Below are 13,231 nucleotides of genomic sequence, written 5' to 3' on the forward strand. Positions count from 1 at the left end.
GGCTGGAGCGGAGCTCCAAAATCTCTTTCTGCGCGGCGTTTCCGGCTGGGTCCGGACCAATCCCACGCCGCGCCATCCTACGGAGGTATGAACGTGGCACAGGCGGAAATCGGGCTTATCGGCCTCGGTGTGATGGGGTCGAACCTCGCGCTCAACATTGCCGAAAAGGGCAATAAGATCGCGGTTTTCAACCGCACGGTGGCGCGCACGAAGGAATTCTACGAGGAGGCCGGCGACCTCCAAGGCCAGATCGTGCCCTGCGACACGATTGAAGAGTTTGTCGCCGCCATTCGCCCGCCGCGCCCGATCATCATCATGATCCAGGCGGGTGCCGCGGTCGACCAGCAGATGGAACTGCTGCGCCCCTACCTCGAAAAGAACGACATCATGATCGATGCCGGCAACGCGAACTTCCGCGATACGATGCGCCGCTTCGATGCGCTGAAGGATTCCGGCCTCACCTTCATCGGCATGGGCGTTTCCGGCGGTGAAGAGGGTGCGCGCCACGGCCCGTCCATCATGGTCGGCGGCACGGAAGATTCGTGGAAGCGCGTCGAGAAGGTGCTGACCTCGATTGCCGCCAAGTACAATGACGACCCCTGCGTCGCCTGGCTCGGCGAAAACGGCGCCGGCCACTTCGTGAAGACCATCCACAATGGCATCGAATATGCCGACATGCAGATGATCGCCGAAATCTACGGCATCCTGCGCGACGGCCTGAAGATGAGCGCGCCCGAGATTGCCGACGTCTTTGCCGAGTGGAACAAGGGCCGCCTCGAATCCTACCTCATCGAGATTTCGGCAAAGGTGCTGGCCGCCAAGGACCCGATCAGTGGCAACCCGATCGTCGACATGATCCTCGACAAGGCCGGCCAGAAGGGCACCGGCAAGTGGTCCGCCATCGAGGCGCAGAACATGGGCGTGCCGGCAACCGGCATCGAGGCCGCCGTCGCCGCCCGCTCCATCTCCTCGTTCAAGACCGAGCGTGAAGCCGCCGAAAAGATCCTCGGCCTGCCGGACGTGCCTGCACTCACCGTCGCCGACAAGGCCGCCTTCCTCAAGGACCTCGAAAGCGCGCTTCTCGCCGGCAAGATCGGCGCCTATGCGCAGGGTTTCGCGGTGATGTCCGCCGCCTCGAAGGAATATAGCTGGAACCTGCCGATGCCGACGATCGCCAAGATCTGGCGCGCCGGCTGCATCATCCGCTCGCAGTTCCTCGACGAAATCACCAGCGCCTTCACCAAGGCACCGGATGCCGCCAACCTGATCGTCACCCCGGCCTTCGCGACGATGGTCAAGGACACCGACGGTGCTCTGCGCCGCGTCGTCTCCGCCGCCGCCCTCCATGGCCTGCCGGCGCCCGCACTCGCCTCCGCCCTCGGCTATTTCGACAGCTACCGCCGCGGCCGCGGCACGGCAAACGTCATCCAGGCCCAGCGCGACTTCTTCGGCGCCCACGGCTTCGACCGCACCGACGGCGCCGACAGCCACCACGGCCCGTGGGGCTCCGGCCTCAACGGCTGATTTCGAGCCTGTTCAAAAAACCGCCCGCGAAAGAACCTTCGCGGGCGGTTTTTCTTTGGCGGTTCAGAATGGTCGGTATTTGCCGTCTGTTTGAACTCGCCCTATCATCTCTGTGCCTAGGAAGCTAAATGATTGCGCGACAAATACAGGTTGTGTAGAACGTGTAAAAATCAACTGAGAGACCTTCATGTTCCCAGAATTTCAGTCTTTTCTCGCCAGCCGTCGTCAAGAGATCGCTCATAACGAGGAGGGGGAATTCAGAGAGACCTCGGAGCCGGATACGTCTCTGGCAAGCGCCAAGATCATGGAACAGCTTGGCATCGCCCGGCAACCCGGCATCACGGCGCATGATCAACTGAGCAAATGGCTGCTCGCGGCGAGCCAGGCAGAGCGCGAGGAGGCCGGTCTCGGTTTGCCGATTCCCGCATCACCGGTCCATTTCATACCGGGCCAATACAATATCTACTACGACTTCAAGAACACCGACATCGCGCTTGATGAATTGCAGAAGGCAGGAGTCGATATCAAGGGCACGTTGCTCGACTTTGGCTGTAGTTCCGGCCGCAATCTCGCGGTGCTTCAGAAAGCGTTTGGCGAACAATTGGACCTGTTCGGTGTCGACCCCGCCACGGCGTCCATCGAATGGGTCAACAGGCATATTCCCGGCGTCGTCGCGAAGGTGAGCCTGCAGGAACCGCCGCTACCCTTTGATGATGGCATGTTCGACCTCATCATTGCGAAGAGCATTTGGACGCACTTTTCGGAGGCGGCCGGTAAACGATGGTTTTCCGAGATGCGGCGCGTCATGAAGAAGGGCGGCCATTTTCTCTTCTCGGTGCACGGACCGCACGACATTGCATCCCGCATCATCAAGGACGTCCCGCTGCCGAAGTACGAGCGTTTCGCCGGTCATGAGAAATGGACGCGAGACACGTTCCTTCTCGATCTCGTGAAGACCTACGAGCGCGACGGCTTCTATTTTCAGCCATTCAAGCAGGTCGGCAATCAAGGCGATCTGAGGCTTATCGAAGATGCGGTCACGGATGATTGGGGGCTCACGTTCATATCGCCCGAATATTTGCGCTCGATGTTGCCCGATGACATTTCGATCATACAGCGCTCGATCGGCCGCACCGGCAACCGGCATGATGTCTATGTGGTAAGGCGCGACTAAGCGCCCGTCATTCGGTCGGGATCGGATAGCTCAGCGTCTGGAGCTCGGCCGGCGGTTTGCCTTCGATGCGGGCGATCACGGCTTTTGCCAGTTCGCGGCCGGCGAGGCGGATGTCTTCGCGCATGGTCACGACCTCGGGCCGCAGCCATTGCAGCAGCATGTGCGATTCCTTGGAGACGAGGTCGACGTCGTGGCCGAGCTTGCGGCCGCTCGCCTCCAGCGCTGCGACCAGCGCCACGGCACCGGAGCCGCTGCCCGAGACGATGCCGTCCGGCGCGTCTGGGCCGTCGAGCATCGTTTCGGCCGCCTTGCGGATGTCGACGAGGCTGGTGTCGAGGTTGACCTGGCTGAACGGCAGCGCGGTCGCGCCGAAATCGCGAATGCCCTTTTCGAAGCCGGCGCGCATGTGCAGGTAGAAGGTCAGGTACGGCGGGGGTTGCAGCAGCACGAGGCGCTTGCGCCCGCGCTCCACGAGTTTTCGCACGGCCTCGTAGGCGAAGCGTTCATTGTCGAAATCGTGGTAGGGGTGGGTAAGCCCCATTTCCGTGCGGCCATGGGTGGCGAAGGGAAAGTTGCGCTCCATCATCAGCGCGACGCGCGGGTCCTTCGGCTCGGTGCGCGAGATGATCACGCCATCCGCCGCACCCGTCTCCAGCACGTAGCGCACGGGATCCAGAGCATTGCCCTGCGCACGGTAGGGGGTCACCACGAGATGGTATTGCGTGGTGGCGAGGATTTCCGAGATGCCGATGACCATCGGGCTCGACAGGCCCATGATCTCTTCCTCAAGGCTGAGGATCAGGCTGATGACATTGGTCTTGCCGGTGCGAAGCCGCACGCCCGCGCGGTTCGGCTGGTAGCCGATCTGGCGGGCGACGAGGCGCACGCGCTCCTTCGTTTCGGCGCTGATGTCGGGCGCATCCTTGAGCGCGCGCGACACGGTGGTGATGCCGAGGCCGGTCATGAAGGCGATCGTCTTCAGCGTCGGCCGTTCGTTCGGTGGCGGAAGCGCTGTCGCCTGGCCCTCGCTCATCGTCTGTCCATCCCCTGCCTGCCACGCCTGTGCCCCGTGGGCCGGTTATACATTTTTTAACCCGCCCCGCCACTCCTTACCGGGAGTGTCTGTGAAACTGTAACGATACAGGTCTTTTGTCGAGCGGATTTTTTCGACGGGCTGCCGGCAACCCGCGCTTGAGCCCGCGTTGCGCCGCAAAGCGATAATTTATGCGGTTGCGAAATTGCGCTCCTGGGTAAAGCCTTTATTTTCGGAATTAGTTAAATAAAAACGGATAGTTGATCTGGCCTTGATGCTTTGCGATGCGGCGGTTTGTGCAGAGCAAAATGATGCTCTTCGGAGTCAAAAATCCCTGCTTCACAAGAAACCTTGTTTTTGTGATCGCTGCCCGGTTGCGCGATTAAATCGATTGGGTTACGTTTTTACTGCAACGTTTCAGTGAGGGAGGAGACTCATGAAAATCCGTTCTTTGGCTGCCATGCTGGCAGCAACCGTGATCCTGCCGTTCGCCGCAGCCCATGCGACCGATCTGGAAGTGACCCATTGGTGGACGTCCGGCGGGGAGGCCGCGGCGGTCGCCGAATTCGCCAAGGCCTTTGATGCCACGGGCAACAAATGGGTCGATGGCGCGATTGCCGGCGCCGGCGGCACGGCGCGTCCGATCATGGTGAGCCGCATCACCGGCGGCGATCCGATGGCCGCAACCCAGTTCAACCATGGCCGCCAGGCCGAGGAGTTGGTGGAAGCCGGCCTGATGCGCGACCTGACCGACGTCGCGACGCGCGAAAACTGGAAGGACATCATCAAGCCGGCGGGGCTGCTCGACAGCTGCACGATCGACGGCAAGATCTATTGCGTGCCCGTCAATATCCATTCCTGGCAGTGGCTGTGGCTGTCCAACGGCGCTTTCGAGGCGGCGGGCGTTGCCGTTCCGAAGAACTGGGACGAGTTCGTCGCCGCCGGGCCGGCGCTTGAGAAGGCCGGCATCGTTCCGCTCGCCGTCGGCGGTCAGGCATGGCAGGCGGCCGGCGCCTTCGACGTGCTGATGCTGGCGCTCGGCGGCAAGGACAGGTTCTACAAGGTCTACAAGGACAAGGACGCCGAAGTGGCGGCCGGTGCCGATGTCGCCAAGGTCTTCAAGGCGGCCGACGACGCTCGTCGCCTGTCGAAGGGCACGAACGTGCAGGACTGGAACCAGGCGACCAACATGGTGATCACCGGTAAGGCCGGCGGCCAGATCATGGGCGACTGGGCACAGGGTGAGTTCGCGCTTGCGGGCAAGGTTGCCGGCAAGGACTATTCCTGCCTTCCGGGCCTTGGCGTGAATGAGGTGATCGCGACGGGTGGCGATGCCTTCTATTTCCCGGTCCTTGAGGACGAGGAGAAATCGAAAGCGCAGGAGGTGCTTGCCTCCACGCTCATCAGTCCAACGGCGCAGGTCGCCTTCAACCTGAAGAAGGGCTCGCTGCCGGTGCGCGGCGACGTCGACCTCGCCGCCGCCAACGACTGCATGAAGAAGGGTCTCGACATCCTTGCCAAGGGCAATGTGGTCGAATGGGTCGACCAGCTGCTTTCGGCCGATAGCCAGAAGCAGAAGGAAGACCTCTTCTCCGAATTCTTCGCCAATGCATCGATGACGCCGGAAGACGCCCAGAAGCGTTTTGCCGACATCATCGCTTCGGCGGATTGACCAGGGTCTCGTGATGCCGGCGCCTGCTGTTGGCAGGCGTCGTCCACCCCTGATCGAAGACCAAGGAGGAGTGACCCATGAAGGGCCAGGTACACACCGGTCGACCCAGTAAATTGCTGCGCAATCTCAGTTCCAAGATTGCTTCCATTCCCATGGTGCTCACCGCCGTCGTCATCTTTCTCGGCGGAACCGTGTGGACGGTCGTCTATTCGTTCACCAATTCGAAACTGCTGCCGCGGGCGAACTTCGTCGGCCTCGACCAGTATGAGCGCCTGTGGGATGCGCCGCGCTGGATCATGTCGATCCAGAATCTCGCGATCTACGGCGTCCTGACGCTCATCTTCAGCCTGGTGATGGGCTTTTTGCTCGCCGCGCTGATGGACCAGAAGATCCGTTTCGAAAACACCTTTCGCACGATCTTCCTCTATCCCTTCGCGCTGTCCTTCATCGTCACCGGCCTCGTCTGGCAGTGGATTTTGAACCCGGAATTCGGCGTGCAGTCGGTCGTGCGTTCGCTCGGCTGGGAGACGTTCGCGTTCGATCCCCTCTACAACTCGGACATCGTCATCTATGGCGTGCTGATCGCAGGTCTCTGGCAGGGCACGGGGCTCGTCATGTGCCTGCTGCTCGCGGGTCTTCGCGGCATCGACGAGGATATCTGGAAGGCCTCGCGCGTCGATGGCATCCCGATGTGGAAGACCTATCTCTTCATCATCATCCCGATGATGCGCCCCGTCTTCATCACCACGCTCGTCATCATCGCGAGCGGCATCGTCAAGGTCTACGACCTCGTGGTGGCGCAGACGAGCGGCGGCCCGGGTATCTCGTCGGAAGTGCCGGCAAAATATGTCTACGACTACATGTTCCAGGCGCAGAACCTGGGGCAGGGCTTTGCCGCCTCCACCATGATGCTCGTCACGGTCGCCATCATCATCGTGCCCTGGGCCTATCTCGAATTCGGAGGGCGCAAGCGTGTCTGACAGGGTTGTTCTCAAGGTCGGCCCGGCGCTTGCCGCCGCCACCAAGGCCGGTATCGAACCCTACGGGGCAAAACCCCGCCGCGTGCTCTCGGGCCGCAACATCATGCTCTACGGCACGCTCACCCTTGCGGCGCTCTATTACCTGCTGCCGCTCTACGTGATGGTCGTCACGTCGATGAAGGGCATGCCGGAAATCCGCCTGGGCAATATCTTTTCGCCGCCGCTGGAGGTCACCTTTGAGCCCTGGGCCAAGGCCTGGGCGAGTGCCTGTACGGGCCTCAACTGCGACGGTCTTTCGCGGGGCTTCTGGAATTCGGTGCGCATCACCATTCCCTCGACGCTGATCTCGATCCTTGTCGCCTCGGTCAATGGCTATGCGCTCGCCAACTGGAAGTTCAAGGGCGCGGATGTCTTCTTCACCATTCTCATCGTCGGCGCCTTCATTCCCTATCAGGTGATGATCTACCCGATCGTCATCGTGCTGCGCGAAATGGGTATCTACGGCACGCTGACCGGCCTCGTCATCGTGCACACCATCTTCGGCATGCCGATCCTGACGCTGCTTTTCCGCAACTACTTCTCGTCGCTGCCGGAAGAGCTGTTCAAGGCGGCGCGCATCGATGGGGCCGGGTTCTGGCAGATCTATTTCCGCATCATGCTGCCGATGTCGCTGCCGATCTTCGTCGTCGCCATGATCCTGCAGATCACCGGCATCTGGAACGACTTCCTGTTCGGCGTCGTGTTCACCCGGCCGGAATATTACCCGATGACCGTGCAACTCAACAACATCGTCAACTCCGTCCAGGGGGTGAAGGAATACAACGTCAACATGGCCGCAACGCTGCTTACCGGCGCGGTTCCGCTCATCGTTTATTTCGTGTCGGGACGTCTCTTCGTCCGCGGCATCGCCGCCGGCGCAGTCAAGGGTTAAGCCATGCAGAAATCAGTCTCCATCAAAGACCTGTCTTTGAGTTTTGGCGCGGTCAACGTGCTCGAAAACCTCAATCTCGATATCGGCGACGGCGAATTCCTCGTGCTGCTCGGCTCGTCCGGCTGCGGGAAGTCTACCCTGCTCAACTGCATTGCCGGCCTGCTGGAGCCGACCGGCGGCCAGATCTTCATCAAGAACAAGAACGTCACCTGGGAGGAGCCGAAGGATCGCGGCATCGGCATGGTGTTCCAGTCCTACGCGCTCTATCCGCAGATGACGGTGGAGAAGAACCTTTCCTTCGGCCTGCAGGTCGCCAAGATGCCGAGGCCGGAAATCGAAAAGCGCATCGCCCGCGCCGCCGAAATCCTCCAGATCGGTCCGCTGCTCAAGCGCAAGCCCTCGGAGCTCTCCGGCGGCCAGCGTCAGCGCGTGGCGATCGGCCGGGCGCTGGTGCGCGACGTCGACGTCTTCCTGTTCGACGAGCCACTTTCCAACCTCGATGCGAAACTCCGCTCGGAGCTGCGTGTCGAAATCAAGCGGCTGCACCAGTCGCTGAAGAACACGATGATCTACGTCACCCATGACCAGATCGAGGCGCTGACGCTCGCCGACCGCATCGCCATCATGAAGAGCGGCGTCATCCAGCAGCTTGCCGATCCGAACACGATCTACAACGAGCCGCGCAACATGTTCGTCGCCGGCTTCATCGGTTCGCCGTCGATGAATTTTCTGCGCGGCGAGATCGCGGAGCGGGGCGGCAAGCCGGTGTTCCTGGTGAACGGCGTCGACTTCTCGCTCGATGGCTACAAGGCGGCCGAGCGGCTCCAGCCGGGCCGCAAGGTCGTGCTCGGCGTGCGGCCGGAGCATGTGAAGGTCAACGAGGAGGCCGCCGGCGCCGAGACCCATCAGGCGACGGTGGACATCGAGGAGCCGATGGGCGCCGACAACCTGCTCTGGCTGAAACATGCCGGCCACACGATGTCCGTCCGCGTCGGCGGGGCACGACGTTTCGCGCCGGGCACGGCGGTGACGCTGTCCTTCGACATGGGACTGGCGTCGCTGTTTGATGCGGGGACGGAGGAGCGGATTTAGGGCGTTGCGTTTGGGGCTTCCCCCTCTGGTCTGCCGGCCATCTCCCCCTCAAGGGGGGAGATGGGCAGGAGGACAGGGCGGTATTCCCGGCACAACGCTAGAGGGGATTGGGGCATTCGCCCCATCCAATCTCCCCCCTTGAGGGGGAGATGGCCGGCAGGCCAGAGGGGGGTAATGCCCCGAAGACAGACACTAGAGACACATGATGACCCAAGCATCCGACATCACCGCCATCGACCTTTCCGGCACCTGGCAACTCGCCAGCACCGACGCCGCACACGCCGCGCCGATGCGTGTCCCCGGCGACGTGCACAGCTCGCTTCTCGCCGCCGGCCTCATCCCCGATCCCTATGCCGGCCGCAACGAGCGCGACGTGCAGTGGGTGGCGGAGAAGGACTGGGCGATCGAACGCACGTTCGAGGTCGCGCCCGAGATGCTGGAGGGCGAGTGGTATCTCGATATCGGCAGCATCGACACGGTGGCCTCCGTCTATCTCAACGGGGTGCTGGTGCAGGACACCGACAATTGCTTCCGCCGCTACCGGCCAGACGTAACCGATGCGTTGAAAGCCGGCGAGAACAGGCTGAAGGTGGTCATCCATTCGAGCATCGCCGCCGGGGCAGCCCGGCAGGCGGAGCAGCCGTTCTTCATTCCCTGGTCGACCGGCAATTCGCCGATCCCGAACGGCAACATGCTGCGCAAGCCGCAGAGCCATTTCGGCTGGGACTGGAACATCGCGATTGCGCCGCTCGGCATCTACGGCGAGATCACGCTCCGCAAGCTGGAGGTGGCGCGCATCGAGCATGTCACGACGCGGCAGTTCCACCATGCCGGTGGTGCCGTTGATCTCTATGTGACCGCCACGTTCCATGCCGAGGAACCGGGCATCCTGCCGGTGCATTTCGCGCTCGGTGAGGAGCGCGTTCGCCTCGATATCGGCATCAGCGCCGGCGAGACGCAGCTCACCCACATGTTCCGCATCGAGAAGCCGGCGCTCTGGTGGCCGGCGGGGCATGGCGAGCAGGCGATCTATCCGGTGCGTGTCGAGACGCCCACCGAGATCGTCGTACGCCGTGTTGGCCTGCGGCAGGTCGAGCTGATCACCGACAAGGACGACGCCGGCAGCCGCTTTGCGCTGAAGGTCAATGGTCGCGAGATCTTCTGCCGCGGCGCCAACTGGATCCCCGCTGATGCGCTGCCGTCCCGCATCACGCCCGCCAGCGTGCGCGACCTGCTGCAATCGGCCGTCGACGCCAACATGAACATGCTGCGCGTCTGGGGCGGCGGGTTTTATGAGCCGGACTGGTTCTACGACCTTTGCGACGAAATGGGCCTGATGGTCTGGCAGGACTTCATGTTCGCCTGCAACCTCTATCCCTCGACCGTCGATTTCCTCGACAATGTGACCGCCGAGGTGGATTACCAGGTCAAGCGGCTCGCCTCGCATCCCTCTATCGTGCTCTGGTGCGGCGACAACGAGCTTGTCGGCGCGCTGACCTGGTTCGATGTTAGCCGCGAGAACCGCGACCGCTACCTCGTTTCCTACGACCGCCTCAACCGCACCATCGAAGTGGCGATGAAGAAGGCCGCGCCCGGCGCCCTCTGGTGGCCGTCGAGCCCGGCATCGGGTTATCTCGATTTCGGCGATGCCTGGCATGCCGACGGTTCCGGCGACATGCACTACTGGTCCGTCTGGCACGAGAATAAATCCTTCGACAATTACCGCACTGTGCGCCCGCGCTTCTGCTCGGAATTCGGCTTCCAGTCCTACACCTCCATGCCGGTCATGAAGACCTTCGCGGAGCCGAAGGACATGAACATCGCCTCGCCGGTGATGGAGAGCCACCAGAAGAATGCCGGCGGCAACGAGCGCATCGCGGGCACCATGTTCCGCTACTTCCGCTTCCCCAAGGATTTCGCGAGCTTCGTCTATCTGAGCCAGATCCAGCAGGGCCTCGCCATCCGCACCGCCGTCGAATACTGGCGCTCGCTCAAACCCCATTGCATGGGCACGCTCTACTGGCAGCTCAACGACACCTGGCCGGTCGCCTCCTGGTCGAGCCTCGATTACGGCGGCAGCTGGAAGGCCATGCACTATATGGTGCGCCGCTTCTTCCAGCCCGTCGCGGTCGCGGCAATCCCGTCAAAGGACGGCGAGACCATCGGCTTCTCCGTCGTCAACGACACCGCGGAGCCGGTGACGGTGACGCTCGACACCTGGCTCGTATCACTCACCGGCGAGCGCCGGCCCTATCGCAGCGCTGAAGGCACATGCGGACCGGACAAGGCAGAAATGCTGTTCTCCGTCTTCTCCGCCGACCTGCCGGAAGACACGCTGCTCTTCTGGTCCTTCACGGCCTCGAACGGCATGACGGGCGAGGGGCATCACGTCGCGGTCAACTACAAGGCGCTCGATCTCGAAGCCTCCGGCCTGACGCTCGACGTTTCGCCGCGCGACGACGGCCGCTTCGCCGTCACCGCATCGGCAACCGGCCTGGCGCTGCACGTCATGATCGAGGCGGACGTCGCCGGCCGCTGGTCCGACAATGCCTTCGACCTCACGGCCGGCGTACAGAAGACTGTGATCTTCACTCCCGCCGAAAGCGGCGCGGCCCCCCAATTCCACTGGCTCGATCTTCATTCCTGCCAGACCCATCAAGCTTAATACGAGGAGACATTCATGCAGACGGTCAGCTTCCAGCTCTACAGCGCCCGCAATTTCCAGCCCTTCGCCGAAGTGTTCCGCATTCTCGGCGATGCCGGCTACAAGGAAGTCGAGGGTTACAGCGCCCTCTATGCCGAGCTCGACGATGCGGCCATCCAGCGGGTGAAGGCCGATCTCGACCGCAACGGCCTCACCATGCCGACGGCCCATTTCAGCCTCGACATGCTGGAGGCGGAGCCCGGCCGCGTGCTGGAGATCTGCCGCACGCTCGGCATTGAGGCCGTCTATTGCCCCTATCTCCTGCCGGAGCATCGCCCGACGGACGCCGCGGGCTGGCGCGCGCTGGGCGAACGCTTGCAGCAGGCCGGCGAGCCGATCCGCAAGGCGGGGCTTACCTTCGGCTGGCACAACCACGATTTCGAGTTCTTCGCGCTCGAAGACGGCACCGTGCCGCAGGATCACCTCTTTGCCGGCGGGCCGGACCTCACCTGGGAAGCGGATATCGCCTGGATCATTCGCGGCGGTGCCGACCCCTTCGCCTGGATCCAGAAATACGGCGACCGCATCACCGCCGTGCACGTCAAGGACATCGCGCCGAAGGGCGAGAATGCCGACGAGGACGGCTGGGCGGATGTGGGCCACGGCACCGTTGCTTGGACCGATCTCGCCAAGGCGCTCACCGGCACGCCGGCCAAGCATTTCATCGTCGAGCATGACAATCCGAAGGACATTACCCGGCTAGCCACCCGCTCGATCGCCACCATCAAGGCATTCTGAGGACTGAGCATATGACAAAGGAATACGGAGTCGGCATCATCGGCTGCGGCAACATTTCGGGCGCCTATTTCAAGCTGATCCCGACCTTCAGGAACCTGAAGCTCGTCGCCTGTGCCGATATCAACCCGGCCGCGTCCAAGGCGCGCTCGGAGGAGTTCGGTGTGGCGGCGCAGGAGATCGACGCGCTTCTCGCCGATCCCGCCGTCGACGTCGTCGTCAACCTGACGGTGCCGGAGGCGCATTATCCGGTGTCGAAGAAGGTGCTCGAAGCCGGCAAACACGTCTATTCGGAAAAGCCCTTCGTGCTGTCGCTCGAACAGGGCGAGGATTTGCGCCGCATTTCGGATGCCAAGGGCCTCAAGGTCGGCTCGGCGCCGGATACCTATCTCGGCGGCTCGCACCAGTTCGTGCGTCATCTCATCGATAGCGGCAAGGTCGGCAAGATCATGTCGGGGACGGCGCATGTGTTGGGGCCGGGCATGGAGAGCTGGCATCCGAACCCGGACTTCTTCTTCGCGCCCGGCGGCGGGCCGATCCTCGACATGGGGCCGTATTACGTCAACAACCTCGTCAATCTCGTCGGGCCTGTGAAGCGCGTCGTGGCGCTCGCCAACAGGGCGCGCGAGGAGCGCATCATCGGCAATGGCCCGCGTCTCGGCGAGGCATTGCCGGTGGTCGTCGCGACCAACATCCATGCCATCCTGGAATTCGTCAGCGGGGCGCAGATCTCGCTCATGTCGAGCTGGGATGTCTGGGCGCACCGCCACCAGAACATGGAGCTCTACGGCACTGATGGCGCCGTCTTCGTGCCGGACCCGAATTTCTTCGGCGGCACGGTGGAGGTGGCCGGCAATGACCGCGAGCCGAAGGAAGTGGAGGTCTGGGATCACCCGCTGACCGCCCAGAACTACCAGTTCGACTGGGGCACGCAGGCCAACTACCGCGGCATCGGTCTTGCCGACATGATGGAAGCGGTGACGACCGGCCGCGACTATCGCTGCTCGCTCGACCGCTCGCTGCACACGATCGACGTGCTAACGGCGATCCTGCGCTCGGCCGATGAGGGCCGGGCGGTGGACATCGTGACGACTTGCACGCAGCCGGAGGCGCTGGGTATCGAGGAGGCGCGGGCGTTGCTGCGGTAGACGGATTTTTTTGTCCGTCCCGCTTGCTCCCGTTGATCTCCCCCCTTGAGGGGGAGATGTCGCGAAGCGACAGAGGGGGGTGGCGACGGCGCGGCATAGTCGGCACCGGCGACATTTGCCGAAACGTTACCCCCCTCTGCCCTGCCGGGCATCTCCCCCTCAAGGGGGGAGATCGATGGGGGCACCATCTGGGGGAAATGGGGACCTTGCCTCTTGTGAACGCGCCCCGGCCAAGGGT

The 13,231-nt window shown here is 62.7% G+C and carries 10 protein-coding genes; 9 read left to right on the top strand and 1 reads right to left on the bottom strand.

Annotated elements, in window-relative coordinates; all coding sequences use genetic code 11:
* Positions 1–93: 93 nt before the first annotated feature.
* Positions 94–1,524 carry an NADP-dependent phosphogluconate dehydrogenase gene (gene gnd / locus GB927_RS04930; RefSeq protein ID WP_256115523.1) on the top strand — a complete coding sequence of 477 codons (1,431 nt, stop codon included), beginning with the start codon at positions 94–96 and terminating at the stop codon, positions 1,522–1,524.
* A 187-nt stretch (positions 1,525–1,711) separates the two neighbouring features.
* A complete protein-coding gene (locus GB927_RS04935) occupies positions 1,712–2,698 on the top strand; it encodes a class I SAM-dependent methyltransferase (protein WP_256115524.1) in 987 nt (328 codons plus the stop codon).
* Between the two features lie 7 nt (positions 2,699–2,705).
* Here GB927_RS04935 and GB927_RS04940 read toward each other — a convergent pair whose 3' ends face one another.
* Entirely contained in the window at positions 2,706–3,731 is a 1,026-nt protein-coding gene (locus tag GB927_RS04940; protein ID WP_256115525.1) for a LacI family transcriptional regulator, read from the bottom strand.
* Between the two features lie 436 nt (positions 3,732–4,167).
* On the opposite strand from GB927_RS04940, the gene GB927_RS04945 reads away from it, so the two are divergent.
* The 7 genes from GB927_RS04945 to GB927_RS04975 all read left to right on the top strand — a co-directional run bounded on the left by GB927_RS04945 (position 4,168) and on the right by GB927_RS04975 (position 12,993).
* The gene (locus tag GB927_RS04945) at positions 4,168–5,403 is read left to right on the top strand and encodes an ABC transporter substrate-binding protein (RefSeq protein ID WP_256115526.1); all 1,236 of its coding nucleotides are present in this window, start codon (positions 4,168–4,170) and stop codon (positions 5,401–5,403) included.
* Positions 5,404–5,480: 77 nt separating this feature from the next.
* On the top strand, positions 5,481–6,383 hold the full coding sequence (locus GB927_RS04950; protein WP_256115527.1) for a carbohydrate ABC transporter permease: 903 nt from the start codon (positions 5,481–5,483) through the stop codon (positions 6,381–6,383).
* The gene (locus GB927_RS04955; protein WP_439655467.1) at positions 6,376–7,314 is read left to right on the top strand and encodes a carbohydrate ABC transporter permease; all 939 of its coding nucleotides are present in this window, start codon (positions 6,376–6,378) and stop codon (positions 7,312–7,314) included. Before GB927_RS04950 ends, GB927_RS04955 begins: the two co-directional genes overlap by 8 nt.
* A gap of 3 nt (positions 7,315–7,317) precedes the next feature.
* Positions 7,318–8,406 (top strand): ABC transporter ATP-binding protein, encoded by a 1,089-nt coding sequence (locus GB927_RS04960; protein ID WP_256115528.1) that lies wholly within the window; start codon positions 7,318–7,320, stop codon positions 8,404–8,406.
* Positions 8,407–8,611: 205 nt separating this feature from the next.
* The gene (locus GB927_RS04965; protein ID WP_439655468.1) at positions 8,612–11,071 is read left to right on the top strand and encodes a beta-mannosidase; all 2,460 of its coding nucleotides are present in this window, start codon (positions 8,612–8,614) and stop codon (positions 11,069–11,071) included.
* 15 nt (positions 11,072–11,086) lie between these two features.
* The gene (locus tag GB927_RS04970; protein ID WP_256115530.1) at positions 11,087–11,848 is read left to right on the top strand and encodes a sugar phosphate isomerase/epimerase family protein; all 762 of its coding nucleotides are present in this window, start codon (positions 11,087–11,089) and stop codon (positions 11,846–11,848) included.
* Positions 11,849–11,859: 11 nt separating this feature from the next.
* The gene (locus GB927_RS04975; protein ID WP_256115531.1) at positions 11,860–12,993 is read left to right on the top strand and encodes a Gfo/Idh/MocA family protein; all 1,134 of its coding nucleotides are present in this window, start codon (positions 11,860–11,862) and stop codon (positions 12,991–12,993) included.
* Positions 12,994–13,231 lie beyond the last annotated feature (238 nt).

It is taken from the genome of Shinella lacus (assembly GCF_010994755.1).
GTDB classification, from domain to species: Bacteria; Pseudomonadota; Alphaproteobacteria; order Rhizobiales; family Rhizobiaceae; genus Shinella; species Shinella lacus.

Excerpts from the sequence above, each read along its gene's own strand:
- GB927_RS04965 (WP_439655468.1), top strand. The coding sequence starts at position 8,612 with ATGACCCAAGCATCCGACATCACCGCCATCGACCTTTCCGGCACCTGG.
- GB927_RS04950 (WP_256115527.1), top strand. The coding sequence starts at position 5,481 with ATGAAGGGCCAGGTACACACCGGTCGACCCAGTAAATTGCTGCGCAAT.
- GB927_RS04935 (WP_256115524.1), top strand. The coding sequence starts at position 1,712 with ATGTTCCCAGAATTTCAGTCTTTTCTCGCCAGCCGTCGTCAAGAGATC.
- GB927_RS04960 (WP_256115528.1), top strand. The coding sequence starts at position 7,318 with ATGCAGAAATCAGTCTCCATCAAAGACCTGTCTTTGAGTTTTGGCGCG.
- GB927_RS04940 (WP_256115525.1), bottom strand. The coding sequence starts at position 3,731 with ATGAGCGAGGGCCAGGCGACAGCGCTTCCGCCACCGAACGAACGGCCG.
- GB927_RS04975 (WP_256115531.1), top strand. The coding sequence starts at position 11,860 with ATGACAAAGGAATACGGAGTCGGCATCATCGGCTGCGGCAACATTTCG.
- GB927_RS04945 (WP_256115526.1), top strand. The coding sequence starts at position 4,168 with ATGAAAATCCGTTCTTTGGCTGCCATGCTGGCAGCAACCGTGATCCTG.
- GB927_RS04970 (WP_256115530.1), top strand. The coding sequence starts at position 11,087 with ATGCAGACGGTCAGCTTCCAGCTCTACAGCGCCCGCAATTTCCAGCCC.